This is a genomic window from Halorarum sp. SLYT50 (assembly GCF_059821265.1).
The window spans coordinates 2934115-2959692 of record NZ_CM187555.1 but is presented as its reverse complement, the minus strand read 5'-3'; the positions used below and the strand labels follow the sequence as shown (position 1 = coordinate 2959692).

The 25578-nt window shown below is 70.4% G+C and carries 25 protein-coding genes and 1 pseudogene; 12 read left to right on the top strand and 14 right to left on the bottom strand.

Translation table 11 applies throughout. The features are described from left to right. Positions 1-134 precede the first annotated feature (134 nt). From ppsA to AC6RUA_RS15465, 3 genes are all read left to right on the top strand, one after another. Complete coding sequence (gene ppsA / locus AC6RUA_RS15475) at positions 135-2528, top strand: phosphoenolpyruvate synthase (protein WP_499813888.1); 2394 nt, start codon at positions 135-137, stop codon at positions 2526-2528. A gap of 121 nt (positions 2529-2649) precedes the next feature. Further along, positions 2650-3396, top strand: coding sequence for a CPBP family intramembrane glutamic endopeptidase (locus tag AC6RUA_RS15470; RefSeq protein WP_499813887.1), 747 nt, complete (start codon positions 2650-2652; stop codon positions 3394-3396). A gap of 146 nt (positions 3397-3542) precedes the next feature. After that, on the top strand, positions 3543-3824 hold the full coding sequence (locus AC6RUA_RS15465; protein ID WP_499813886.1) for a hypothetical protein: 282 nt from the start codon (positions 3543-3545) through the stop codon (positions 3822-3824). Between the two features lie 55 nt (positions 3825-3879). On the opposite strand, the gene AC6RUA_RS15460 is transcribed toward AC6RUA_RS15465, so the two are convergent. The 3 genes from AC6RUA_RS15460 to AC6RUA_RS15450 all read right to left on the bottom strand — a co-directional run bounded on the left by AC6RUA_RS15460 (position 3880) and on the right by AC6RUA_RS15450 (position 6266). Beyond that, complete coding sequence (locus AC6RUA_RS15460; RefSeq protein WP_499813885.1) at positions 3880-4578, bottom strand: helix-turn-helix domain-containing protein; 699 nt, start codon at positions 4576-4578, stop codon at positions 3880-3882. A gap of 225 nt (positions 4579-4803) precedes the next feature. Beyond that, on the bottom strand, positions 4804-5850 hold the full coding sequence (locus AC6RUA_RS15455) for a DNA-methyltransferase (RefSeq protein WP_499813884.1): 1047 nt from the start codon (positions 5848-5850) through the stop codon (positions 4804-4806). Positions 5851-5918: 68 nt separating this feature from the next. Continuing rightward, positions 5919-6266 carry a winged helix-turn-helix transcriptional regulator gene (locus AC6RUA_RS15450; protein WP_499813883.1) on the bottom strand — a complete coding sequence of 116 codons (348 nt, stop codon included), beginning with the start codon at positions 6264-6266 and terminating at the stop codon, positions 5919-5921. Between the two features lie 130 nt (positions 6267-6396). Here AC6RUA_RS15450 and sp36 point away from each other — a divergent pair, with 130 nt between their 5' ends. Both sp36 and AC6RUA_RS15440 read left to right on the top strand, forming a co-directional pair. After that, positions 6397-6603, top strand: coding sequence for a Sp36 family protein (sp36, locus tag AC6RUA_RS15445; RefSeq protein ID WP_499813882.1), 207 nt, complete (start codon positions 6397-6399; stop codon positions 6601-6603). Next, positions 6600-7748, top strand: coding sequence for a DUF7972 family membrane protein (locus AC6RUA_RS15440; RefSeq protein WP_499813881.1), 1149 nt, complete (start codon positions 6600-6602; stop codon positions 7746-7748). The genes sp36 and AC6RUA_RS15440 overlap by 4 nt, the downstream gene beginning before the upstream one ends. Before the next feature lie 41 nt (positions 7749-7789). On the opposite strand, the gene AC6RUA_RS15435 is transcribed toward AC6RUA_RS15440, so the two are convergent. Further along, positions 7790-8485 (bottom strand): YqjF family protein, encoded by a 696-nt coding sequence (locus AC6RUA_RS15435; RefSeq protein ID WP_499813880.1) that lies wholly within the window; start codon positions 8483-8485, stop codon positions 7790-7792. On the opposite strand from AC6RUA_RS15435, the gene AC6RUA_RS15430 reads away from it, so the two are divergent. The 5 genes from AC6RUA_RS15430 to AC6RUA_RS15410 all read left to right on the top strand — a co-directional run bounded on the left by AC6RUA_RS15430 (position 8484) and on the right by AC6RUA_RS15410 (position 10237). Next, the gene (locus AC6RUA_RS15430) at positions 8484-8630 is read left to right on the top strand and encodes a hypothetical protein (RefSeq protein WP_499813879.1); all 147 of its coding nucleotides are present in this window, start codon (positions 8484-8486) and stop codon (positions 8628-8630) included. The two genes, AC6RUA_RS15435 and AC6RUA_RS15430, sit on opposite strands and share 2 nt — an antisense overlap. 142 nt (positions 8631-8772) lie before the next feature. Next, positions 8773-9237 carry a hypothetical protein gene (locus AC6RUA_RS15425; protein WP_499813878.1) on the top strand — a complete coding sequence of 155 codons (465 nt, stop codon included), beginning with the start codon at positions 8773-8775 and terminating at the stop codon, positions 9235-9237. Between the two features lie 223 nt (positions 9238-9460). After that, positions 9461-9736, top strand: a complete 276-nt coding sequence (locus AC6RUA_RS15420; RefSeq protein ID WP_499813877.1) for an ArsR/SmtB family transcription factor — start codon at positions 9461-9463, stop codon at positions 9734-9736. A gap of 10 nt (positions 9737-9746) precedes the next feature. Beyond that, positions 9747-10040: a DUF8036 family membrane protein gene (locus AC6RUA_RS15415; protein WP_499813876.1), complete on the top strand. Its 294-nt coding sequence runs from the start codon at positions 9747-9749 to the stop codon at positions 10038-10040. Further along, positions 10037-10237 carry a hypothetical protein gene (locus AC6RUA_RS15410; protein ID WP_499813875.1) on the top strand — a complete coding sequence of 67 codons (201 nt, stop codon included), beginning with the start codon at positions 10037-10039 and terminating at the stop codon, positions 10235-10237. Before AC6RUA_RS15415 ends, AC6RUA_RS15410 begins: the two co-directional genes overlap by 4 nt. Positions 10238-10328: 91 nt before the next feature. Here AC6RUA_RS15410 and AC6RUA_RS15405 read toward each other — a convergent pair whose 3' ends face one another. Further along, positions 10329-10805: a YbaK/EbsC family protein gene (locus AC6RUA_RS15405; RefSeq protein WP_499813874.1), complete on the bottom strand. Its 477-nt coding sequence runs from the start codon at positions 10803-10805 to the stop codon at positions 10329-10331. Positions 10806-11101: 296 nt separating this feature from the next. Here AC6RUA_RS15405 and metG point away from each other — a divergent pair, with 296 nt between their 5' ends. After that, positions 11102-13243 carry a methionine--tRNA ligase gene (metG, locus tag AC6RUA_RS15400; RefSeq protein ID WP_499813873.1) on the top strand — a complete coding sequence of 714 codons (2142 nt, stop codon included), beginning with the start codon at positions 11102-11104 and terminating at the stop codon, positions 13241-13243. A 231-nt stretch (positions 13244-13474) separates the two neighbouring features. Here metG and AC6RUA_RS15395 read toward each other — a convergent pair whose 3' ends face one another. The 5 genes from AC6RUA_RS15395 to AC6RUA_RS15375 all read right to left on the bottom strand — a co-directional run bounded on the left by AC6RUA_RS15395 (position 13475) and on the right by AC6RUA_RS15375 (position 21348). Then, positions 13475-17458 (bottom strand): NosD domain-containing protein, encoded by a 3984-nt coding sequence (locus AC6RUA_RS15395; RefSeq protein ID WP_499813872.1) that lies wholly within the window; start codon positions 17456-17458, stop codon positions 13475-13477. A gap of 150 nt (positions 17459-17608) precedes the next feature. Continuing rightward, positions 17609-17866 (bottom strand): hypothetical protein, encoded by a 258-nt coding sequence (locus AC6RUA_RS15390; RefSeq protein ID WP_499813871.1) that lies wholly within the window; start codon positions 17864-17866, stop codon positions 17609-17611. A gap of 148 nt (positions 17867-18014) precedes the next feature. After that, positions 18015-18731 carry a DNA-directed RNA polymerase subunit epsilon gene (locus tag AC6RUA_RS15385; protein WP_499813870.1) on the bottom strand — a complete coding sequence of 239 codons (717 nt, stop codon included), beginning with the start codon at positions 18729-18731 and terminating at the stop codon, positions 18015-18017. A gap of 149 nt (positions 18732-18880) precedes the next feature. Next, the gene (locus AC6RUA_RS15380) at positions 18881-19780 is read right to left on the bottom strand and encodes an MFS transporter (RefSeq protein WP_499813869.1); all 900 of its coding nucleotides are present in this window, start codon (positions 19778-19780) and stop codon (positions 18881-18883) included. Positions 19781-20226: 446 nt separating this feature from the next. Further along, entirely contained in the window at positions 20227-21348 is a 1122-nt protein-coding gene (locus tag AC6RUA_RS15375) for an MFS transporter (protein WP_499815458.1), read from the bottom strand. 146 nt (positions 21349-21494) lie between these two features. On the opposite strand from AC6RUA_RS15375, the gene AC6RUA_RS15370 reads away from it, so the two are divergent. Continuing rightward, positions 21495-21662, top strand: coding sequence for an HVO_0758 family zinc finger protein (locus AC6RUA_RS15370; RefSeq protein WP_499813868.1), 168 nt, complete (start codon positions 21495-21497; stop codon positions 21660-21662). Between the two features lie 130 nt (positions 21663-21792). On the opposite strand, the gene AC6RUA_RS15365 is transcribed toward AC6RUA_RS15370, so the two are convergent. The 4 genes and pseudogenes from AC6RUA_RS15365 to AC6RUA_RS15350 all read right to left on the bottom strand — a co-directional run bounded on the left by AC6RUA_RS15365 (position 21793) and on the right by AC6RUA_RS15350 (position 25556). Continuing rightward, positions 21793-22881: an aldo/keto reductase gene (locus AC6RUA_RS15365; RefSeq protein WP_499813867.1), complete on the bottom strand. Its 1089-nt coding sequence runs from the start codon at positions 22879-22881 to the stop codon at positions 21793-21795. Positions 22882-22998: 117 nt separating this feature from the next. Further along, positions 22999-24168 (bottom strand): DHH family phosphoesterase, encoded by a 1170-nt coding sequence (locus AC6RUA_RS15360; protein ID WP_499813866.1) that lies wholly within the window; start codon positions 24166-24168, stop codon positions 22999-23001. 55 nt (positions 24169-24223) lie between these two features. Beyond that, positions 24224-25128, bottom strand: a pseudogene (locus tag AC6RUA_RS15355) (NAD-dependent epimerase/dehydratase family protein). Further along, a complete protein-coding gene (locus AC6RUA_RS15350; protein WP_499813865.1) occupies positions 25128-25556 on the bottom strand; it encodes a DUF5791 family protein in 429 nt (142 codons plus the stop codon). The pseudogene AC6RUA_RS15355 and the gene AC6RUA_RS15350 overlap by 1 nt, the downstream one beginning before the upstream one ends. Positions 25557-25578: the final 22 nt, after the last annotated feature.

Here is a 25578-nt window from a genome sequence, read left to right as displayed (position 1 = left end):
CTACTCGCCGCCGGGTCGCCGGTAGGGTGTCCCGGCCGTCCGGGGCCCCGGTACTCGCCGCCGAGTACCCTTTTCATCACGTCGTGAACGGTCGGAAGGTTCTTTAGGTGTTCGGCGGACTCCCTCCACACGAGATGGCTGTACTCTGGCTGGACGACGTATCCGCCGACGACCTGGACACCGTCGGCGGGAAGGCGGCCTCCCTGGGCGAACTCACCGACGCGGGGCTCCCGGTCCCCCCCGGGTTCGTGGTGACCGCGGGGACGTACCGGGCGTTCATCGAGGAGGCGGGCATCGACGAGGAACTGTTCGCCGCGATGGACATCGACCCCGAGGACAGCGCCGCGCTCAAGGAGGCCGAGCGGACGGCCCACGACCTCATCCTCGGCACCGACCTCCCGGAGTCGGTCCGGGCGGAGGTGCTCGACGCGTACCGCTCGCTGGGGGTCGACGGCGAGGAGGCGTTCGTCGCGGTCCGCTCGTCCGCGACAGCGGAGGACCTCCCCGACGCGTCGTTCGCCGGCCAGCAGGAGACGTTCCTCAACGTCCGCGAGGACCGGCTGCTGGAACGCGTGAAGGAGTGCTGGGCGTCGCTGTTCTCCCAGCGCGCCATCTACTACCGCCAGCAGAAGGGGTTCCCGCACGACGAGGTCGACATCGCCGTGGTCGTCCAGCGGATGGTCGACGCCGAGAAGTCCGGCGTCATGTTCACCTCGCACCCCTCGACCGGCGAGCCGCGCATCATCATCGAGGCGGCGTGGGGGCTGGGCGAGGCGGTGGTGTCCGGGGCGGTCTCCCCCGACAACTACGTCGTGGACCGCGGGACGGCGACCGCCGAGGAGGTGACCGTGGCCGACAAGAAACTGATGATGGAGAAGGACCCCGAGACGGGCGAGACCGTCGAACGCGAGGTCGCAGCCGACAGGCGCGAGGCGCGCGTGCTCTCGGACGGGGAGATCGAGCGCCTCGTCGAACTCGGCGAACGCGTCGAGGAGCACTACGGCGTCCCGCAGGACGTCGAGTGGGCGGTCTACGACGGCGACATCTACATGCTCCAGTCGCGGCCCATCACGACCATCTCCGAGTCGTCCGCGGCCGCCTCCCCCGACGACGCGGAACGCGGCGGAGGGGTCGCCGGCGAGGGAGTGAACGAGATGAACGAGGTGAACGCGGCCGGGACGAACGGCGGGAGCGCCTCGAGCGCGGCCGACGCGAACCCGGGCGGGACGGCCGACGGCGGCGAGGGTGACGCCGTCCTCCTGCGGGGACTGGGCGCCTCGCCGGGCGTCGTCTCGGGGACCGTCCGGGTCGTGACGAAACTCGACCACCTCGACCAGGTCGCCGACGGCGACATCATCGTCACCGAGATGACGATGCCCGACATGGTGCCGGCGATGAAGCGCGCGGTCGGCATCGTCACCGACGAGGGCGGGATGACCAGCCACGCCGCCATCGTCTCGCGCGAACTCGGCGTCCCCGCGGTGGTGGGCACGGGGTCCGCGACGCGCGAACTCTCCGACGGCCAGACGGTCACCATCGACGGCGACAAGGGCACCATCCGACAGGGCCGGCCCGAGACGGACGACGGGGTAGAGGAGTACGAACCCGTCGAGGCCGTCCGCCCCGAGACGCCCGTGAAGCCGATGACCGCGACGGAGGTGAAGGTGAACGTCTCCATCCCCGAGGCGGCAGAGCGCGCGGCCGCGACGGGCGCGGACGGCGTCGGACTGCTCCGCATCGAGCACATGGTGCTGTCGCTGGGCAAGACGCCCGGTCAGTACATCGCCGACCACGGCGCGGACGCGTACGTGAACGAACTGGTCGACGGCATCCGCACCGTCGCCGAGGAGTTCTACCCGCGGCCGGTGCGCGCCCGGACGCTCGACGCCCCGACCGACGAGTTCAGCGAACTGGAGGGCGGCGAGAACGAACCGACCGAGCACAACCCGATGCTCGGCTGGCGCGGCATCCGTCGGTCGCTCGACAAGCCCGACGTGTTCGAGCAGGAACTCAGGGCGTTCGCCCAACTGTACGAGATGGGGTACGACAACGTCGAGATCATGTTCCCCCTCGTCAACGACGCCGAGGACGTCCTGCAGGCGAAAGCGCGGATGGAGGAGGCGGGCATCGACCCGGCGAAGCGCCGCTGGGGCGTGATGGTCGAGACGCCCGCCTCCGCGCTCGGCATCGCGGACATGGCCGACTGCGGCATCGACTTCGCCTCCTTCGGGACGAACGACCTGACGCAGTACACCCTCGCGGTCGACCGCAACAACGAGAACGTGGCCGACCGGTTCGACGAACTCCACCCGGCGGTGCTCGACCTCATCGCGAGCGTCATCGAGACGTGCCGCGAACTCGACGTGGACACGAGCATCTGCGGGCAGGCCGGGTCGAAACCCGCGATGGTCGACTTCCTCGTCGAACAGGGGGTCACCTCCATCTCCGCGAACATCGACGCGGTCCGCGACGTCCAGCACGAGGTCAAGCGCACCGAGCAGAAACTCGTCCTCGACTCGGTCCGGTAGACGGTCCGCGGGCGTCGGGCGCACGTCGGCCGTGCGTCGCGTACCCCGTCGCTGTGCGGTTTTTATCCGCCTGGCTTGCGTACCGGAAGCCCGCTCTCCGAACTCGAGAGTCCGACTCACCATGACCCCAACCGCTGGTTCCACCACCCCTTCCACGCCCACCCAGTCGGCCGACCGCTCCGACCGACCGCGCGCCGTCGCCGTCGCGTTCGGGTTGACGCTCGTCGCGTTCGCCGCGTCGCTGCTCGCCGGCGTCGCCTCCGTGATTCCGGTCCTCCTGCTGGACCTGGACATCGCGTCGACGCCGGTGTTCCTCGCGCTCGCCGCCGTCGGGCAACTCGCCTTCCTCGCGGTCGGTCTGCTGTACGCGCGGCGGTACGGACTCCGGGTCAGAATCGAGCGGCCAACGGGCCGTCACCTCGGTCTGGTCGCCGCAGGGACGGTCGGAGCGGTGGCGCTGGCGACGGTGCTCTCGCTCGTCGTGCAGGCGCTCGGTCTCCTCCCCGGGTCGGTCATCGCCGACGCCGCGACAGAGGACCCGACGGTCCTGCTGGGACTGGCGGCGCTCTCGGTGGTCCTCGTCGCCCCGGCCGAGGAGTTCCTCTTCCGGGGCGTGATTCAGGGTCGGCTCCGCGGGGCGTTCGGGCCCGTCAGCGCCGTCGCCGGGTCGAGCCTCCTGTTCGGGTCGCTCCACCTCGCAAACTACTCCGGGTCGCTCCCGCGCGTCTTCGCCGGTGCGCTCCTCGTCGCCGGGACGGGCGCGGTACTCGGCGCCCTCTACGAGCGGACTCGTAACCTCGCGGTCCCCATCGCGGTCCACGCGCTGTACAACGTCGTCCTGCTCGGCGTCGGCTACCTCGGCGCATAGGCACGGTGGTCTCGACCGACTGGCGTGAACCGACCCGGACCGGCGGGACGGCTGCCGACGGGTGACGAGACCGACGTGATCGCTCGGCCCGCCCCGCCACCGCGCGGCTGCCGGCCGATTTTCACCCCCGCGCTCGACGGTCGGTCGTGGACGTAGAGATGGCGCTGCGCGAGATCGACGAGGCGAACAGCAAACACGTCGGCGCGGAGGGGTACGAGCGTCAGCGGGAGGCGTACGAGCGCACGCTCGAGGAGGTCGAACGCATCGGCGGCGGCGAGGCCGTCGAGGAACTCACGAAGTGGATCTGCTCGTTCATCCGCGAGGAGGGGAGCCGCCCGAGCAGCGAGCGGGTGGACGAGCGCGCCGTCGAGCGCCTCGACGAGACGGGCCACGACGTCCCGTCCGACTCGCACCTCGACGCCGACTGAGTGGACGCTCGCCGGTCGTACTCGGACGTCCGGCGTGTCGCGCCGGGCGCGACCGTCACTCCGTCTCGTCCCGGTCGTCCGGCTGATTGCCGCCCCCGTGCCCCAGCGCGAGTTCGACGCAGCGCTCGACGCCGCGTCGGAGGCGCTGTGAGGTCGCCTGCCCGCTGATACCGAGCCGGTCCCCCAGCGCCTCGAGCGTCGTCCGGCGGGGGACCGTGAAGTAGCCCTCGGAGAGCGCGAGCGACAGCGCCTCGCGCTGCTTCTCGGAGAGGTCGTCCGACCCCTGCCCCACCGAGTCGGAACGGGGGTCCGAGTCGAGCCGTTCCACCTCGAGGGGGACCGACGCGTCGAGACACGCCGCGTGGAACGACGTGAGCAGCGCGTGGTCCGGAAACGAGACGACGAACCGCCAGTCCCCGTCAGGGTCGGACCGCTCGGCCGACTCCACCACCGCCTCGTGTGCGACGAGGATGTCCGTCAGGTCGCGGGCGGCGGACTCCCAGTCGATTCGGTAGCGCACGGCCGAGGGCCGACGGGTGTCGGCCCGGAGCGACGTGACGCCCTCCCGTTCGCGGACGGTCCGCTCGAAGGAGGCGATCTCGCGGTCGTCGCCGGTCACCCAGACGAGGGGGAACGGTCGGCCGGACAGCGGCGTCGTGGTCGCGAGCGTGACGGTGACGTCGTGGTCGGTATCGAGGAGACTACCGAGCGCGAAGGAGGCTGCCTCCGTGGTGAACGTCACCCGGATACTCATTTCAGGGAGGGACCGCCTCGGCGTGGGCCGCTTGTCGGGAGTGGGGACCCGAAGGCGGAGTGGATACCGGTTCGTTCGGCGGTACGTCTGATAGGAACGATGGCTCGGTGTACAAGCAGTTTAAACGTACCCCACGAACACGCGGGCCGGAAGTCGAGTAGCCCTCCGCCTGTGTCCGGACTGGACGGTCGAACCCGGACCGCCGGCCGTTCGGACGGCGCCGGCTCATCGCCCCTCCAGCGGTTCGTGAGCGACGCGGTAGCCGCCGGCGACCGGCGTCACGTCCGCGGCGGCGTACGCGCGGAACGACCGTTCGCGCCGGGTCACCACGCGGAAGTCGTAGTGGTCGGCCTCGTAGTCGGGTCGCTCGCTCCTGTCGGCGAGGAACGCGCGGTGGGCGTCGAGTCGACGCCGGCCGCGGTCGACGGACCGCTCCGGCAGCCCTCCGAGACGGTCGGAGAACGCGGCGACGAACTCGCGGTTCCGCTCGACGCCGACGGAGTCGCGCGCCGCGAGCATCGCGGCCAGCGTGGTCGTACCGGTCCCCCAGAACGGGTCGAGCACCGTGTCGCCGTAGACGGAGTACATGTTCACGAGTCGGTACGGGAGGTCGACCGGGAACGCCGCCGACCGCTCCCGGGGCGCCCCGTCGTCGAGCGTCTGTCCCTCGCCGCGGAGGTCGTCCCACGACTCGGAGAACCACCGGTTGCGCTCCTCCCAGAAGTACGCCGCCTCGTACCGGTCGTCGTCGCGCGGCGGGAACGACCGGCGCGACCCGTTTCGGAAGACGAGGACGTGTTCGTGTTCGAGCGTGACGTACGCGTTCGGCGGGAGCGTCCCCGACCCCATGAACTTCGTCGGGGCGTTCGTCGGCTTGCGCCAGAGCACGCCCGGGAGCTGGTCGAACCCCCGCGCGCGGAACGCGCGACTCACGCGGGAGTGGTTGGGGTAGAGCCGGAATCGCCCGCCGAGCGACCGGGTGGCGTCGCCGACGTTCACGCACGCGACGCCGCCGTCGACGAGGACGCGCGCCACCTCGGACCACGCGTCGTCGAGGAGCGCGTGCATGCGCTCGAAGGCGTCGTCGCCCTCCTCCGCGTCGAGCGCCTCGCCGACCGTCGGGTCGAGCGCGGTGAACAGCCCGTCCCACTGCTCTATCATGGGGTACGGGGGCGAGGTGACGACGAGACTGACGCTGTCGTCCGGGAGCGGGAGCGTCCGCGCGTCGCCGACGCAGACGGCGTGCGTACTCGCTCGGCTCGGCTCTCCCATCTCGTTGGAGACGCACGTTCACGCGAAATAAAACCCGCTGTCGTCGCCCCGTCGGTCACCCCGGTCGGTCACTCGGCCGACGTGCACGCGTCGAGCCACTCGCTCGCCCACCCCTCTATCTCGTCGAACACGGGACACAGCGACGCCCCCTTCGGAGTCAGCGAGTAGTACGTCGCCACGGGAGCGTCCGGTTCCATCCGCCTGTTCACGAATCCGAGTTCCTGCAGGTCGTCGAGCACCCGCGAGAGCGTCCGCGCGCTGGCGTCCGTCGAGCGCTTGAGTTCGTTGAACCGCTTCTCGCCGCCCTGCAGGTCGTGGAGGACGACGAGGCGCCACTGCGACCCGACCTGCTCCATCGCGTCGACGACCGGACACGGGCCGTCGTCGCGGTCCGCCTCGGACTGCTCGGCTGCCATGCGCCGGCCTACACGCCCGGCGCATAAACGAGTTCGGTTCCGAACCGGATATCGCTCCGACACCAGCTTCCGGAGCGTGAGCGCCCGCGTCGGTCCGGTGGTTCTTCCGTGTTCCGTACGGGGAGACGGTATGGGAACCGACCGGGAGTCCGGCTGGGAGTACGAGACGCTCCGACCCCCGCGGGGGTCGACGGAGAAGGAGGCGACCGACCCCAAGGAGCAGTTGAACCAACTGGGACGCGAGGGGTGGGAACTCGTGGACACCGTCGACTACGTCGGCGGGGGCACGAAGTACCTCGTGTTCAAGCGGGCGCTCGGAGGCGACGGCGACGCATGAGCGCGGACACCGGGAGCGACATCGACGCGGACCCCGACGCGGACACGGACCTGGACACCAGCGGCGACGCCGACATCAGCACGGCGAACACGATGCGCGAGCGCGCCGACGAGAGCCGACTGAAGCTCTGGGTGCTGCTCAGCGCGAACCGTCTGCTGGTCACGGGTGCGCTCGCGGGCGTGGTGTTCGTCGCGTTCGTTCTCCTCGGGACGACGTTCTACCCCGCGTTTCAGGCGGACATCCAGTCGGGCGACACTATCGAGACGGTCTTCTCGACGATGCTCGGCGCCATCATCACGGGGACGACGCTCGTGGTGACCATCAGCCAACTCGTCATCTCGCAGGAGAACGGCCCGCTGGGCGACCAGCACGAGCGAATGAGCAACACGATGGACTTCAGAGACTACACCGAGGGGCTCATCGACCAGCCGACACCGGTCGACCCGTCGGCGTTCCTCCGACAGCTCGTCAACGCCGCACAGCGGCGCGCGGAGGCGCTCCGCGACTCCGTCTCGGACACCGACGACGAGGAGCTCAAAGACGAGGTGGACGAGTTCACCGACAGCCTGACCGGGAACGCCGACGAGGTGCGCGAGACGCTCGACGGCGCGCGGTTCGGCTCGTTCGACGTGCTGTTCTCGGCGCTGAACTTCAACTACGGCTGGAAGATATTCCAGGTCGAACGCATCGGCTACGAACACGACGACGCCCTCAGCGACGACGGTCACCGCCTGCTGGACGAACTCAAGACCTCGCTGTCGATGTTCGGCCCGGCGCGCGAACACATCAAGACGCTGTACTTCCAGTGGGCGCTCATCGACCTCTCACAACTCATCCTCTACGTCTCGGTGCCCGCACTCCTCACCGCCGGTAGCATGCTGGCGTTCGTCGGCCCGGGTACCGTCTCCGGCGGGATAACGCTCGCCGTGCCGAACGTCGTCACCGACGCGCTCGGGGGCGTCGTGGCGAACGTCGTCGCCGGTGCGGCGGTCACCGTCCCGACGGTCCTCCTGCTCGTCGGCGCGGCGTTCACCGTCACGCTCCTGCCGTTCCTCCTGCTCGTCGCGTACATCGCGCGCATCGCGACGGTGGCGAAGCGGACCCTCGCCATCGGCCCGCTCATCCTGCGCGACTCACAGCGGTGAGCGGGGAACGCGAGCGGGCGTGACCGGCGGTCGCCGCGACGCTACTCCCGGCGCTTGCTCCGGGAAGCGACGACGTCGAGTCGCGGGCTGTAGTAACACACCGGGTCGCCCGCGGGGTCCGCGAACCCGTCGGCCCGGAACAGCGTGTTCTCCTCGACGGCGAGTTCTGCGGGGTACAGCGGCCACGGGTCGTGGTCCACCTCCGTGTACCGGACGGTCCCGCCCGGCGACTCGGTGTGGAAGCGGTACCGCTCGGTGAGGAACGTCGCCAGCGAGTCCGACCCCGAGTCGAGTCGCTCGCCCGTCGGCGCGTACGTCGCCGCGAACCGCGCCGGTCGCGCCCCGGGGTGGAGTCGCCTGCTCTCGAACCGAACCCGGCCGTCCTCGTCGCGCGTGTGTCGGATGCGTGCGTAGAAGTACGGCAGGTGGTGAGCGATGCGCGCGCCGACGACCGAGAGCACACCCTGCGCGTCGAGGCTGAAGAAGTAGACGCTGGGCGTGCCGTCGACGGTGACGTACGTTCGGAGGTTGAGCTCCGGGAGGTCGACGCCCAGTGACGCCGGGACGCCCCGCGGTCGGACGGCGGCGTTGGTGAACGGGACGACCGAGAGCCACGCGTTCCCGCCGTACGTGTCGACGGGCAGCGCGTCCGGGAGGTGAGCGTCGACGACCTCCGGGTCGACGGGCCAGTTGGCGAACAGGAGCGCTCGCCACGACATCTCGAGACCGACGGCCATGTCGAACAGTTCGGGACTCGCCGGGTTCAACGCTCCGACCGGCGCGGACCCGGCCGGTGACTTCGGCGTCCACGCCCGGGAGCCGAACCCGGCCGGCCGAAAGGAGTGGGGACGACGAGTCACCGACGGCGCGTCCCGAATCTAGAGAGAGTCGGGAGAGAGTCGAGTCGAAATCGGACGGAAAGTTGAAAATTCCTTATCGTCCTCACCGACGACCGTTCACCCGGGTCGACGGAGTGGAGCCGGAATCGTTCCGGCGGATTCGCGCGTCGACCCGGAGAACGACGATGACAGAACCGACGCCACGCAGTAACCCGACCCGCCGACGCTTCCTGCGGACGACCGGACTCGTCGCCGGAGGACTCGTGCTCGGCGCGACCGCGACCGGAGGTGTCGCCGCCGACGCATCGAACAGCCCTGCGCTACCGGGGCGCGTCTACGCCGACGGTGACCTGTTCGCTACCCGAGGATTGACCGACCTCCCGCCGCCGAACGGGAGAAACGACCACTCGTTCGACGAGCTGTACCAGTTCACGAACGGGGCGGACGGACAGTTCAGCGTCGCCGAGGCGGCGCCCGGAGAGCGCGACTTCAACGGCGGCCGCTGGTCGGTCACCGTCCTCGAGTGGACGATCAACGACCCACCGGTGGTGACGAGCGACGACGAGATACACGCACGCGCGAGCGACATCACCGTCGTGGCGGAGGGCGTCCGCTACTTCGAGTGTCCCCTCGTCCCCCTTCGGGACTGAGACCGTCCGCTCACTTCCCGTGGAAACGACCGCGTCGGCGCGACGTTCGTCCGGCCGGTCGCTTCCCCGACCTCCATCGGTAGAACTCGCGGTCGCCGCACCGCGACCAGCTACCCTCCCCACGACTCGACGCCCAGTCGTGGCGGCGTTCCTCACCCGAGGACCTATATCCGACCGGTCACGTGTGTTCAGCGCGTTCCGACCCTCGCACGGAGGTGAAGTCATGGAGAAGGTGTTGTGGTACCTGTTCGCCGGAACCCGGGGTGGCGAGAACCGCGCGCGCGTCATTCGGGCGATCGGGGAACGGCCGCGGAACGCCAACCAACTCGCCGAGCACCTCGAACTGGACTACAACACCGTTCGCTACCACCTCGACATGCTCATCGACCACCACGTACTGGAGACGAGCGGTGACGAGTACGGGAAGGTGTACTTCCTCACCGACCGGTTCAAGCGACACGAGGAGACGTTCGAGGACATCGTCCGGGGGCTGGAGTGAGACCGTGACCATGAACTCACCGACGCTACTGTTCGCGGCCGTGCTGGCGGGACTGAACGTCGCACTGCTGCTCGTGATCGGCGGAGTCTGGCTCCGGAACTACCGGACGTTCCGAACCCCGCTCGTACTCGGACTGCTGGCGTTCGCGGCGGTGTTGCTCGTGGAGAACCTCACCGCGCTGTACTTCTTCTTCGACATGCGGATGCTGTACGCCGCGGACCCGAGCGTGCACGGGGCCGTCGCGGTCCTGCGGGCGCTCCAGTTCGTCGCGCTCGTGCTGTTGACGTACGTGACGCTGAAGTGACTGACAACCGGGTCGCCTCCCGGCCGAGCGCGGCGTCGAACGCGTCGGGGAGTTCCGAGCCGAACGACGCGGCGAGGAGTGTCGACGCCGGGAACGTACCCCGTCGCCTCGCCGGCGGGGTCGGGCGCTCCGCGGACGAGACGCAGCTTCACCTCCCGAGTGAGCGATTCGAGGAGTTCGGCGACCGAGGACGGTGACGGCCCGTTCCGAACACGACACACCCGCTCTGGAAGTTCGGGTGGCAGCGACGCGGTCACCGGAGACGGGTTCGATATCGCGCTCTCGGGTTTACGCCTCCGCGAACGCGCCGACCGGCGTCGGCTCCGCGAACTCCCGGAGAGCGGCGGGTGAGAGTTCGCACACCGCTTCCGGCGTCCCGGCGGCGGCCCAGACGGCGTCGTGGTCGGACAGCGACTCGTCGAGGTACACCGGCACTGGGGTGTCGTGACAGAACGGGGGCACACCGCCGATGCTCCACCCGGTCGCCGCCTTCACCTCGTCGGCGTTCGCCGACCGGACCCGCCGGGCGTCGAGTTCCGCCGCGAGTGCGTCCTCGTCGACCCGGTGGTGTCCGGCGGTGAGGACGACGACCACCTCGTCGTCCGCGACGAACACGAGGCTCTTGACGATCTGGCTCACCGCACAGCCGACGGCGGCCGCCGCGTCCGCGGCCGTCTTCGTCCCCTCGGGGAACTCCTCGATGCGGGCGTCGAATCCGTACTCCTCGCGCGCGCGTTGACGGAACCGCTCGGCGGTCGGGTGCACACCGGCGGGAGCCACGCCGGAGTGAAATAGTCGCCGCTCGGGGCGGGTCGGGGCGGCACCGCGGGGTTTAGGTGCGCCGGGAGCCGAGTGGGGAGCGTGACAGCCCGCCCGGTTCGCCGTATGCGCACGCCGTTCTCCAGCACCGGGTGGACCGTTCGGCGTCGGCGCGTCCCGTAGGGGGGTCGCGCCGACCGCGGGCGGGAACCCCGGCGCGTCGGGACCGACGAGAGCCCGACGGGCGAGGGACCTTCGCCCGATTCGGCGGGCTTTAGGCCCGCATCCACGACACCCACACCATGAGTCACGAGGACGGACGCGAGGCGTTCCCGACCGACGCGCCCGCGGTGGTGACCTGCGGGTTGCCGTACGCCAACGGCGACCTGCACATCGGCCACCTCCGCACGTACGTCGGCGGGGACGTGTACTCGCGCGCGCTCGAATCGCTCGGTCAGCAGACCGCGTTCGTCAGCGGGTCGGACATGCACGGCACCCCGGTCGCCGTGAACGCCGAGAGAGAGGGGAAAGACCCCGAGGCGTTCGCGCTCGACTGGCACGAGCAGTACGAGGAGACGTTCCCCCGCTTCGACGTCGAGTTCGACAACTACGGCCACACCCACGACGCGACCAACACCGAACTCACCCGGGAGTTCGTCCGGACGCTCGACGAGAACGGTCACGTCTACGAGAAGGAGATACAGGTCGCGTACGACCCCGTGGCGGAGCAGTCACTCCCGGACCGCTACGTCGAGGGCACCTGCCCGTACTGCGGCGCGAAGGCCCGCGGCGACGAGTGCGACGAGGGCTGCGGGCGCCACCTCGAACCCGGCGAGATAGAGGACCCCCGCTCGACGGTGACGGGCAACCCCGCCGAGTACCGCGAGCAGACGCACAAGTTCTTCCGCGTCTCCGAGTTCAAGGAGTACCTCTCGGGCTTCCTCGACCGACTGGAGGGCACTTCGAACGCCCGGAACCAGCCGCGCGAGTGGGTCGAGGGCGACCTGCGCGACTGGTGTATCACCCGCGACATGGACTGGGGCATCGACTACCCCGACGCCGCGGGCGAGGAGACCGACCTCGTGCTCTACGTCTGGGTGGACGCCCCCATCGAGTACGTCGCCTCGACCAAGCAGTACACCGAGCGCGTCGGCCCCGACGAGTACGACTGGGAACGGGTCTGGCAGGACGACGGCGAAATCGTCCACGTCATCGGGCGCGACATCATCCAGCACCACACGGTGTTCTGGCCCGCGATGCTCCACGGCGTCGGCTACAACGAACCGCGGGCGGTGCTGGCGAGCGGGTTCATGACGCTCGCCGGCGAGGGGTTCTCCACCTCCCGCAACCGGGCGGTGTGGGCCCGCGAGTACCTCGACGAGGGCTTCCACCCGGACCTGCTCCGGTACTACCTCGCCACCAACGGCGGGTTCCAGCAGGACGTCGACTTCTCGTGGGAGAAGTTCCGCGACCGGGTGAACAACGAACTCGTCGGCACCGTCGGCAACTTCCTCTACCGGTCGCTGCTGTTCGCGCACCGCAACTTCGACGGGACGCCGGGCGACCCGAACGCGGGCGACGAGGACCCGGAACCGCTCGACGTGAGCGAGGAGGTCGAGTCGCGCATCGAGGAGGCCATCGAGGAGTTCGAGGCGGGCGTGGACGACTACTCCGTCCGTGATATCGGGAACGCGACGGTGTCGCTGGCCCGCTTCGGAAACGAGTACATCCAGCGCGAGGAGCCGTGGAACCTCCTCGGCGAGGACGACGAACGCGCCGCGGCGGTCATCCGCGACTGCGTCCAGTTGGCGAAGGCCGTCGCCGTCCTCTTCGAACCGGTCGCGCCGAGTACGAGTCAAGCGCTCTGGGAACAACTGGACGAGGACGGCTCCGTCCACGACGTGACCCTCGACGAGGCGCTGGTGGCCCCACCGCGTCGGTTCGGCCACCCCGAGGAACTGTACGAGAAGATAGAGGCGGAACGGGTCGAGGAGTTGAACGCCAAACTCGAGGAACGTGTCGCCGCCGCCGCGGCCGACGAGGGGGAGAGCGAGACCGAAAGCGACGAGGCGACCGGCGACCGCGGGACGGACGTGAGCGACACCGACCTCGAACCCGTCGTCGAAGAGCGCATCAGCTTCGAGGAGTTCCAGAACCTCGACCTCCGGGTGGGCGAGATCGTGCGCGCCGACCCCATCGAGGGCGCGGACGAACTCGTCCGGCTAGAGGTGGACATCGGCGTCGAGACGCGCCAGATCGTCGCCGGCCTCAAGCAACTCCACGACGTCGACTCCCTCTCGGGAACGAAGGTGGTCGTCGTCGCCAACCTCGAACGGGCCGAACTGTTCGGCCACGAGTCGAACGGGATGGTCCTCGCGGCGGGCGAACAGGCCGACCTGTTGACGACCCACGAGGACGCGGTGCCCGGCACGCGCGTCCGCTGAGGCCTCCCCCACCCACTCTACTTCCGTCGGCGTGTCGAGCGACTGCGCTCTCGGACGGAAGAGATGAATCGATAGACGCGATACGAAACGGAGACTCAGACGGCTATCGGTCGAGCAAGCGGAGGCCGACGAGTCCGGAGAGAGCCGAGGAGTTCGGCTCGGACGGCGTTCGCCGACCGGGCCCCACGCGACCGGTGAGCCGGCGTCGTCATCGGTCGACGCTAGCCCGCGTCATCCGAGCGGGTCGTCGGTCGGAAGGACGACGGCTATCGTGTACGTCCCCGGCCCGTAGGTTTCGGTCGTCGCGGCCAGCAACACCTGTTCGCCGGCCGTCTCGGCGACGAACGCGTCGCCGGACATCGAGTAGACGACCAGCGACAGCGTGAGCTCACAGCCGTCCGCTACGGTGAACGTCACGGCGGCCGTCCCGTCGTCGCGCTCCGTGACGTGGCGGTAATCGACGCACTCGCGGATGGAGGCGCTCGGCCAGGCGCTCCCGCGGTGAGTGACTCCCTCCTCGACGCTCCCGAACGCGAACCGGAGCAGGCGGTCCTCCTCCGCGTACAGCGTCTCGCCGAGGTCGACGATGGGCTCACCGACCACGAAATCGACCTGGTAGTACGACTGCGACGGACGCGACTCCCCTGCGACCAGTACCACGTTATCCAGCCCGCCGGTGTCGGGGCCGTCCCGGTACTCACCCCGAATCAGCAGTTCGTCGAGGTCGGCGAGGACGGTTCGCATCTCCGATTCGCTCGCCGGCTCACCGGTCGTTCCGTTGGTCCAGCCTGCGGACGCGCGCAACTCGACGGTGTACGACGTCCACTCGGACGCCGGCGGTGTCGAGTCGTCGACGCCGTAGTGCAACTCGGTGCCGGCTCCTCGGAGGATCACATCGGGAGCCTCGACCGGACTTGCCCACCACAACGACTGGCTGAGGTCGAACGAGAGCGACCGACCGTACGACGCCGACCGGTCGCCGAGGAACGCCGACGGAGCGACCCAGTATCGGACGGCGTCGTCGACCTCGTCGGTCGCGAAGACGTATCCCCCGGGGTTCCCGTTGTAGGCCCGGTAGGTCGGCGTCGTGGCGTCACCGTTCCCCCGGACGCGCCAACCGTCGTCGCCGCCGTCGAACCCGCTCTCGACGACCGCCGTATCGCAGGCGGTCCCGACGCCGTCCCCGTCGCCGTCGGCTTGCTCGGCATTCGCGACGAGCGGGCAGTTGTCCGCGACGTTCCGGACCCCGTCGCCGTCGTAGTCCGGCGAACCGAGCGCACCGTCGAGGTAGTCCGCCTCGTCCTGTTCCGACAGCGTCTCGGAACTGTACCGGACGCCGTCGGCGAACTCGTCGGAGTCGCGGAACCCGTACCGAACGTTCGCCCAGTCGTCGTACCCGGTGACGGTGGCGGGGAGCGGCGTCCCGGAGTCCGTACTGAGCGTGACGTTCACGGTCGATTCGAGCGCGCTGTTGTTGTTCCAGTCGATGGGACCGTCAGCCGGGACCACCCGGGTGGTCACGGTACCGCTCGCGTTCAACGAGTACCTGGTCCGCTCGCCTGCCGGTCCGGCGACGCCGGCGGACTCGTTGAGTGCGGTTCGCGTCAGGGCCGGGAGTTCCGCCCGCGAGTAGTCGAGCGAGCGGTTGGTGTAGATTCGGGCGGCCGGCGGTACGCTCGAACTCGCACGCTTGTTCCACTGGAACCCGTAGTTCATCACGCTCAGGTAGTTGGGTTTGTCGTTCGCGTTCGCGTCACCCCCGTGCAGGAGGTCGAGCGTGTGCCCGAGTTCGTGCATCAGCGTCCCGCTCTCTAGATCCGCCCACTCCTCGTCGAACGTCGTCCCCCGGACCGTCGAGATTCTTTGCGCCGAGTTGTTGTACACCGTGGAGTTGTGGGTGACGATGAGGTCGTTGCCGTGAATCTCTCCTCTCCCGCTCGAACCGAGGCCGTGCGCGTGGTCGTGGCCGAACACCGCGTACCGGAACACGAGTTTGCGCGCGTCGATAACGTTCTGACAGTTCGCGGAGACGCGTTCCGCCGCCGTTCCGAACCGACCGTCCGACGCGCCCGTCCCACAGGCGTTCGCCGGGTTGCCGAGTTTGATGTCGTCGAACGTCCGGTTCGCGGGGGTGACCGTCGTGTTGTTTGGCAGCGTGTCGAGTGCCCCGCTGTCGAACCGGAGCGGCGTAGCCTCGGGGATAGGCTCGTCGACCATCAGGTGGAGCGTGATACCGGTCGAGCCGTCGGGGTTCGACACGGACGCGTTGGCGAACGCCGCCTCCACGGCGTCGAGCGACGCGGCGACGGGTCTGTGGGTGTGGTTATCGCCCGCGCTGCACCCGCCCAGCGTGCAGTCCATGTAGTCGATCTCGACGAACAGGTCCTTCCGCTCGGGGTCCGCGTCGAACGGGGCCTGGTGTAACGCGAGGTCGACCGTCCCGTCGCCGTCGAAGTCGATGCCCTGCGCCTCCCAGCTATCGCACAGCGCGTCGCCGTCGTCGTCCCTGTCGCCGTCGCCGTCGACGTCGCGGCAGTCCGGAGCGGGGACGGGGTCGAGCGCGAAGTCGACGTCCGTTCGACTCGGCGGGACGGCGACGGTGGTCGAATCCGCCGAGTAGAGGCTGCTCGGGTCCCAGACCTCGACGTCGACCGAGCCGTCGTCGTCGAGGTCGACCGGCAGCAGGTACCGGCCGTCGGTGTCGGTGCTCGTTCGGGTCTCCATCCCGTCGCCCTGTCGCACGCGGACCTCGATGCCGGCGAGTGGCTCATCGGTCTCAGCGTCGGTGACGCGCCCGCCGACGGTCGGCGGGGAGACGGACAGTGGGAGTTCGTCGACGTTGGTCGGAGTGAGCGCGCGCGGCACGTCACAGATTCCGTCGCTGTCGGCGTCGCCGCACGTCTGGCTGTACCCGCTCCCGTTCGGCGCGGCGTAGAAGTTGCCGCCGACGAACGGACCGCCGACCACGTTCGGCCCCGGCCGCTCCGAGACGTTCCACGCGTACACGGCTTGGAACCGGGGAACGGTCTCGAATTCGACGTTGACCGTGTTGTTCAGGTAGTTGTCGTACAGGCTGGTGCCGCTCACCAGGTCGATCCCCCGCAACTCGAGGAAGACTCCCGCGTCGCCGCCCCCGGTGACGCGGTTCCCCGTCACCTCGATATCGTCGACTTCCTCGAGACTCAGGCCGTGCCGGCTGCTGTTCGCGATTCGGTTGTCGGTGACAGTTCCGCCGTCGCCCGTCGTGTCTACTTCGACTCCGTCCCTGTATTTGATACCCGAGCCTGCCCGGAGGAGAACTCCGATATCGCGGGAGTCCGTGATCGAGTTGTCCGAAATCCTGATGTCGGTCGCCCCCTCGGCGAGGACGCCGACGACGGCGTCCGTGACCTCGTTGTCGACGACCGAGACGGAACGGGAGTCGCCGACCCGGATGGCTATCGTCGCGTTCCGGAGCGTGTTTCCGGAGACGACCGCCTCCTCGGAGTCGCCGACGGAGACCGTCCCGAGGTTCCATCCCACGCCGTCGAACTGGTTGTCGCGTATCTCGGCCCCCAGCACGTCGGACACGAGCACGTTCGTGTTGTCGAACTCGTTCGACTCGATGACCAGTCTCTCCCCGTGTAGGGCGTCGATTCCGCTCCCGGTCCCCGGTCGCGGGTGGAACACGTTCCGCTCGACGGTGATGTTCAAGTTGACCCGGGCGTTGTCGGAGACTCCGTACGCGCCGATGTCGAGTTCTCCGATACGGTTGTCGACGAGTTCGCCGCCATCTATACCCTCCAGCACGACCCGTTGCCACTCCGAGTTCTTGACGCGGACGTCTTCCCCGTGCCAGACCTCCATCGTGTTCCCCACCACGTCGTCGACGAGCAGGTCGCTCACGTCGTCGACGCGGAGACCCCCGAGCCCGTACGCGTTCCCGAGAATCATGTCAGACAGCTTGACCCCAGTGAGTCCGCGCGAGACGTACACTCCACCTACGGTGTGGCCAGTCCCGTCGATGGAGACGCCGCTCGCTGCCACTCGGAGACAGGACGCGGTGCCGTCGCTCAGATCCGCCGTCACGACGTAGCTGCCGGCGCTATCGACCGTCTGACAGCGCGAGAGCGGCAGCGACTCGTCGGCCTGAGCCGTGACGGGCGCGGTTCCGAGCGACACGAACACGACCGACGAACTCGCGACGAGGAGCGCGACGACGACGACGACCGTCAAATCGCCACCTCGCGGTCCCCCTCTCCAGAATACACGTCCCGCAGACATGAGTCCAGAAAGCCGTCGGTCAGTAAATATACATATGACCGAGTACGGACCAGCGGACCGTGCGGCCGACCGCAGTCGGGCGGTCTGGCCGCAAGGGACCGGTCAGCCCGGGTCGCCCTCGACGGGGTACTGGCTCTCTGCGATGTACGCGAGGGCCGCGTCGAACGCACCGTCGACCGTCTCGAAGGTCCCCTCGTGCTCCCACTCCCCGTCCGGAGAGGCGACGTACACGTCGAAGTCGCCGCCCCGGTACTCGTGAGACTCCACGTACAGTTCCTCCTCGACGGTCCCGTCGTCGAGGAGCAACCAGACGCCCAGTTCCTTCCCACCCTCCAAGTCGCGTCGTCTCCGCCAGTGCATGCGCGAGCGTCGGTCGCCGTCCACCTAAATCCCGAGCGCCGGCACGTCGACACGGGCGGCTACGCGACCCGCCGTGCGGTGGGTCGAACGGGTCCGTGACGGTTCCCGTCCGGCGTCGTCTCGCCGCCAGCGCGTCCGGTGGAGAGAGTCAGTCGGCGGACTCGGCCGTGACCGCCGGGAGCGCCGGGTCGCGGTTGGGGTTCCGGCCGAACACCGCCTCGCCGAGGCCGCGCTCGTCCAACTGCTCGGAGAGCACGTTGTCGAGGCGGTTGAGACTGGTCGTCCCGAGGCCGTACTTCTCGAGTAACGCCTCGAACGTCTCGTCGGACTTGATAGAGAGGGCGCGGAACCGCTCGTACAACTCGGTCATCGCCTCGGGGTCGAGGTCCGCGACGTACGCCTCGTCGTCGAGTCCCAGGTACCGCCGACGCTCGGCGTCGACGACGTGCCGGACGACGACCAGCGCCACCTTCTCGATTGCCCGCTGGCTCCCGAACGCGGTCAGGTCCAGTCCGTCCATCACCCCGAGCACCCGGTCGCGCTGCCAGCGCGTGAGGTCGAGCGCGTTACACAGCGCCTGCGTGATGCGGAGTCGGTCGAGGCGGTGGGCGCGCTCTCCGTGTCCCTCGGTCGCCGGGTGTCGCTCGTCGTGGAGGCGACGGAGGCGCTCGGGGACGTCGGCGTCGCCGGCGCGCGGTCGGCCGATTCGCGTCGCGCTCGGCGAGACGACGTCCCACCGGCGAACGGTCGTATCCCGGCGCGCCTCCGCGCGCGCCAGCGCCCCCGCACCCGCCCGCCGGTCGAGTCGGCGCGGTTCGTCGTCCGCGTCGACCCACCGCACGTCCCCGGTCCCCGAATCACTCATTGGGGGCAGTGGCGGCGGAACGTAGTTGAAGCCACCGCTCGCGAAGCGGCGTCGTGAGAACGAACGCGGCCGGCGCGGACCGCCGACCGTCCGTCGTATCTACTCCTTGTGACGGGAACCACTTAAACCGGCGACGGGGGTCCGCTCGCTCAGTCGTCGGCCGGGTCGCCCGGCGTCGGGTGGTGGATGCCCGCGGTCGTCTCGACGCGGCGCGCCACGTCCGGGCGTTCCGGGCCGGTCGAGTCGGGGAGCCGTCCGGCGACGATGACGGCCGCGAGCGCCGCGGCCGCCCCGGCGGCGGTGAAGGCGACGCCGTACCCGAACGCGGCGACGAGCGCCCCCACCGCCGTCGGCCCGACCACCCCCCCGACGCCCCCGACTGTGGCGCGGAACCCGAGGAACGTCGTCTCCCGGTCGGCCGGCACGGACGCGCAGACGAACGCGACCGACCCCATATCGAGCGCAGAGAAGCCGACCGAGAGGACGAGGAACGCGGCGACGGCGACGCCGAACCGGGTTGGACCGGTCAGCGCCCCCGCGGCCGCGAGCGTCGGCCCGTACACTGCGCTGGCGACCATCCCGGCCACGAGGAGCGGCTTCGTCCGGCCGGGGACGTCCGCGAGGTCGCCCGAGACGCGCATGAACACGACCTGTCCGGCCGACGAGACGGTGAGCAGTAGCCCCATCACGGCCTCGCCCGTCTCCAACTGCGTGAGCAGGAACAGCGGGACGAGACTCCCCACACCCCGGACGGCAGCGTGCCGGAGCACGAGCGCCGCGAACAGCCAGTCGAGCCCCGTCCGCCGGAGGAGGCGCCGTTCGGCCTGCGTCGGGACCAGCCGGCCGGACACGTCGCCGAGGAGCGCTCCCGCCGACGGCGGACCGCCCGACGCGCCCCCGTTCGCTGCCAGGTCGCCGTCGTCGAGTAGGAGGACGGCGACGAGGCCGACCCCCCCGACGGCCGCGACGAGCGCGAACAGTTCCGACCGGGAGAGGACGACGAGGAAGAGGCCGACGCTCGCCTGTGCGAGGACGTCGCCCCCGGCCATCGTCGACGAGAGGAAGCCGGCCGCTCGCCCCCGTCGCGCCGGGTCGACGCTGGCGCGAACGAACGAGCAGCAGCGGCGCGAAGCCGACGGCGAACGCCGCGTACACCCCGCGCAGGCCGACCACTTCCCACGGGTCGCGGGTGAACGAGAACCCGAGCGGGAGGACGACGGCGGCGACGCTGATGAACGCGAGCAGGCGGCGGTACCGACCGAGTGAGTCGCCGAGTGCGCCCCACAGCGGGGTACACACCGTCGTCGCGGCGAACAGCGCGGTCGACAGCATGCCGACGAGGAACGCCGAGCCGTCCCGGCCGACGTAGACGGCGAGCGCCGTCGCGAGCATCCCGCCGGCGGCCGCGCGCGACGCGCCGGCCAGGCCGACGGCGAACGTCCGTCGGTTCACGGGCGCCCATGACCGCGAGCGAGCAAAATCACACTGGTCGCGGTCACTCGGGGAGCACGCCGGCCCGCTGAGCGACCGCGAAGCCGACGAGCAGCACCACGAGACCGGCGGCCGAGACGCCGAACACGTCGTCGAACGCGTAGCCGGCGTCCCGGAGCGCGCCGACGACCGACGACCCCGTCGCCTGCACGACCATCATGGTCCCGCTGTAGGCGGCGTACGCCGACCCGCGCGACTCGTCGGGGAGCGTGTCGAGCAGGTAGGTGTCCATCGCGGGGAACAGCGAGTGGATGACGTACCCCAGCGTCGCCGAGACGACGAACAGCGCCAACAGCCCCGAGACGCTCACGAGCGCGACCAGACAGCCGATGAAGGCGGCGAGGATGGCGAGCATGTACGGCACGTGCCGGAAGCGGTCGGCGAGGCGACCCGAGACGAAGAACGCGGGGACGCCGGCGACGAAGATGACCGTGAGGAGGTTCGGCGCGACCGACTCGGGCAGCCCCTTCGCGACCATGTACAGCTCGTAGAAGTTGAACACGCCCTGCCAGACGAACCCGGTGAACCCGAGGAGGACGACGCCGGTGACGACCGTCCGCCACTCGCTGCGCGCGGCTCCCAGCAGGTCGCGGTCGGCCGCGCCCGCCGCGGGGAGGTCGGTCGACCGCGCGGCGAGGAACACGAGGCCGGTGACGACGGCGGTGCCCGCGGCGATGGCGACGAAGACGACCCGCCACTCGGAGAACCCGCCCACCCGGAGCCCCAGCGCCACGGTGACGAACGGGGCGGCCGCGGCGGCCGCGAGTTGGGCCGCGGTACCGTGAATCCCCATCGCCCGCCCGACCCGGTCGGGGAACAGTTCCGAGACGAGCGGGTTCGCGGCGACGAAGTAGCTCCCGGAGGCGAGCCCCATTCCGACCGCACCCACCATGAGCACCGGCACGGAGTCGGCGACCGCGACGAACGCCGACGCGGCCGTGAGGAGGACGCCGGTGGCGAGCACGACGTGGTGGCGCGGGACCCGCGTGAGGAGCCACCCCGTCGGCACGCGCAACAGCGCGCTCCCCATCCAGACGGCCGTAGCGAGCAGGCCCGCGGTCCCCGCGGTCATGCCGAACACCGCGATGAACTCCGAGAGCAGCGGCGCGAACACGACGCGCGCCATGTTCACGAGGAAGACGGCCCCGCAGAGCGTCCCGAACAGCCGGGCGCGTGACACGGGCGGGAGTTCACCGGCACGCGCCTGAAGCTTCCGACTCGCCGGCGCGCGGGGTCGTCGATTTTTTGCCGTCGGCCGCGGTACGTGTCGCCGTGAAATCGACGCGAAAGGGGCTGCGCGAGGGCGAACTCGAGAAGGACAACTACGAGCGACTGCTGTGTGCCGACTGCGAGATGAGCCTGAAGACGCAGAACCCACCGGACGAGGTGTACTCCGTGCGGTCGTGTCCCGAGTGCGGCGCCGAGTGGAAGGAACTCTAACCCTGCGGGGTCCCTCGACGGCCCCGCCGGGCGCGCCGGCCGCGTGCGCGTCGACCGCCGGTCCTCGACTCGCTCGGGACCGGAGCCTCTCGGTCCCCGTCCTCTCCGAACGCCCTCGTGCTTCGCTGACTTACTCGAACACCGCGTCGAACGCGTTCGCCCCGAGCGGGTCGAACGTGCCGGCCGCGACGTTCTCGCGCACGTGTTCCACCCGGCTCGTCCCGACGAGCGCCGCGGTCACCGCCGGCGCCGAGCGGGCGAAGTTGAGCGCGCGCTGCGCCGTCGTGTCGCCCGCCAGTTCCGCCGCGACGCCCGCCGGGAGCGAGGTGGTGAGCTCCCCCTGCCCGAGGCTCGCGCTCGCGAAGACGGAGAGCCCCTCGCGGTGGGCGAACTCCAGCGCGCTCACCCGCTCGTCGCCGTGGGTGTGCGCGGCGACGGTGAACGCGTCTGCCATCGCCACGTTGAACGGGAGCTGAATCGCCCCGAAGCCGTGCTCCTCGACGCCGGCGGCGTCGGCCGCCGCCTCCGCGCGCGCCAGCACCTCGGCCAGGTCGAGGTGGGCGTCGTCGTCCGGGGGGACGCGGAACGCCTCCCACGTCGCCACGCCGTAGACGCCGACGTCGCCGGCGGCGCGGCGCTCCTCCAGTCGCTCGAACGCCGCCTCAAGCTGGTCGTACACCGCCCCGCGGTCGCGGGCGGCCAACTGCGTCTCGGGGTTGTGGACGTAGTAGCAGTCGACCGAATCGAGTCCGAGCGACTCCAGCGAGCGGTCGAGCATCGCGTCGAGGAACCCCGGTGCGATGCAGTGACTCCCGCGCGCGAGGTCCGCCCGGTCGGCCAGCCCCGGGTCGAGGAACGCCTCGCGGACGTACCGAGCCGGGTCGTCGGGGCGCTCGCCGTCGAACGGGATGAACCCACCCTTGGTCGCGACGACGACGGCCTCGCGGGCGGCGTCCGCGTCGCGCAGCGCCGCCCCGACGGCGCGCTCGCTCCGCCCGTACCGGTAGTTCACCGCCGTGTCGACGAGGTTGACGCCGGTATCGAGCGCGGTCGCTATCGACTCGCGGTAGCGCTCGTCGACCGCGTCGGTCGGGTCGCCGAGGTACGTCCCGAGGCCGACGCTGGAGACGACGCCCGGCCCGAACCGCCTGAAGTACGTCCGGCCGAACGCGTCGCCGAAGCGGTCGCGGTACCCCCACGTCCCCGAAGCGGTCGCCATGCCCGGGCGTAGCGGGCGGGGGCGGAAAGCGCTCGCGGTCCCGTCCGACCCGTTCGCCCCGTCCGTATCGCGCGGTGACGCCCGCGTCCCGCCTCGGCGACGCGGACTACTGCGATGCTACACCTCGCCGGTCATCGCGTCGAACAGGCGGTCGACCAGGTCGTCGCCGTGGGGGGCGGTCACCTCGCGCGTGCCGTCGGTCTGGACGACCGGCGGGAGTTGGCCGCCGCCCATGCGGGCGTGGCCGCCGGCGCTCGCGTTCGGGACGTCGCCGACGGCGGCCTCCAGCGTCCGTCCCATGTGGACCCGGTCGTCGCGCGAGCGGCCCGAGAGGTAGACGGTGCCGTCCTTCTCGCCGGCGACGACAACCGCCGTCACTCCCTCGAGACCGACGAGTTCGTCGGCCGCCTGCGGGATGGAGTCCGCGCTGGAGACGTCGCCCACGTCGCTGACGCAGAAGGAGCCGCGTATCTCGCGGCCGGCGATGGCGCGCGCTTTCACCTCCAGCGTCTCCGTGCTCACCTCGGGTTCGGCGATGCGGGTCAACAGGTCCTCGTCGACCCCCTCGTGGAGGTAGGCGGCCGCGACGAAGTCGGCGGCCGAGGCGCCGCGCGTCAGGCGGTTCGTGTCCGAGAGGATGCCGTACAGCAGCCCCGTCGCCACCCGGGTCGGGAGCGCGCGTCCGCGCACCTCGCTGTCGTGGCGGTCCGGCGGGACCGGCGTCGCGCCGAGTTCGCGGAAGTACTCCGCGATGACGCTCGCGCACGCGCCGTACTCGGTACGCACGTCGGTGAACCGCTCGCCGTTGCCGCCGCCGGGGTGGTGGTCGACGACCGCCACGGGGAGGACGCCGTCGGCGCCCGCGAACCCCCGCGGTTCGTTGTGGTCGACGAGCACCACCGCCTCGGCCGCCAGGTCGGAGACGTGTTCGATGGGGTCGATGTCGACGTCGAGGACGGTCCGGAACGCGCGGTTCTCCTGTCTGCGAACCTGCCCGGAGAACTGGAGGGTGGTACCGGTGTCGACCTCTTCGGCGATGTCGGCGACGCCGATGGCGGCCGCCATCGCGTCGGCGTCGGGGTTCGGGTGGAGGAGGACGGCGACCGCGTCGTGGTCCGCGAGGACCGCGGCGAGGCGCTCGCCGCGCGTCCGTCTGAGGCGACGGATCAGGAACAGCGCGGCGACGAGCGCGAGCACTCCCCCCGCGACGCCGACGGCGAGGCGCGGGTCGAGCGCTATCGCGTCATCCACCTGCTGGATGAAGCGGACGCCGGCGGTCTGAAGCATACCCGGCGTGTACACGTCCGGGGATAAGAAGGTACCACACGGTTCACTGCCGCAGTCACGACCCGTCGCGACGGTCACGGCGATAGGCGACGACTGCGTCGCGGTAGCCTTCGCGATACGTCGGGTAGCGGAACTCGTACCCGAGCCGCCGCAGTTTCGCGTTCGAACAGCGCTTGCTCGTCCGGACGCGCCGCGCCGCCGCCGCCGAGAGGTCGCCCGCGGCGATTCGCTCTTCCGCCGTTCGCTTCTCCGGGGGGTCGACGCCGCACTCGGCCGCCAGCCAGTCGGCGAACGCCCACCTGTCGACCGGGTCGTCGTCGACCACGAGGACCACCTCGTCGCGCGCCCGGTCGCGCTCCAGCAGGAACGCGACCGCGCCCGCCGCGTCGTCTCGGTGGACCATATTGAGGTAGCCTTCGGTTACCGGACCGTCCAGGTACCGGTCGAGACGGTAGCGGTCGGGGCCGTACAGCCCGGCGAACCGGGCGACGGTGCCGTCGATGCCGCGGTCGGCCGCCGCCTCGCGCGCGACCCGTTCGGCCTCGACCAGCACCGCCGTCTTCTCCGTCGTCGGGTCGAGCGGGGTCGTCTCGTCGACCCAGTCGCCGCCGTGGTCGCCGTACACGCCGGTGCTCGACGCGTAGACGAGTCGCTCCGGTGGGTCCGCTCGGTCGCCGTACGCCGCGACGACGTTCCGCACCCCCTCGACGTACACCCTGCGGGCCGCGTCGGCGCCGCGCCCCCGGTGCTCGCGGCGAAGACGACGGCGTCCGCGTCGGGGAGCGCGTCGAGCGAGTCGGCGTCGGTCGCGTCCGCCCGGACCGCCCGCGCGCCCGCGTCGCGAACGGCGTCCAGTCCCCCGTCCGACCGGCGGACGCCGGTCACCTCGTGGCCGGCGCCACGAAGCCGGCGAGCGAGTTCGAGGCCGACGTAGCCGCAGCCGACGACGACGACGCGCATCAGCGCTGCGAGCGCTCCTCGACGAGCGCCTGGATGGCCGCCAGTTCGCCGAGCGTGAGCCGCGTCCGCCCCTCGATGGCCTGCTGGACCTCCTGTCCCGTGAGGTCGGAGTCGATCTCCGCGGCGATGGTGTCCACGTCGAGGATGGCCGTCGTCATCCCCATCATGAGGTGGTCGCGGACCTCGGCCGCGATGTCGGCCGGGGGGACGTCCTCCCGGAGCGCGAGGACGGCGCTCGCGTCGACGAGGCGGACGTCCGCCACCTCGCCGGCGGCGATGGCTTCGACGGTCGGGCGGTCCACTCCCGTCTCCCCGACGACGGTGTCGACGCCGCGGCGGTCGACGACCGCGGCGAGTTCGGCGGCGTACGCCGCGAGAAGCGCGTCCGGCGTGACCTCGTCGACGTCCGCGGCGGCGTCGTACAACATGTGCCCCTCTCCCCGCCGCGCC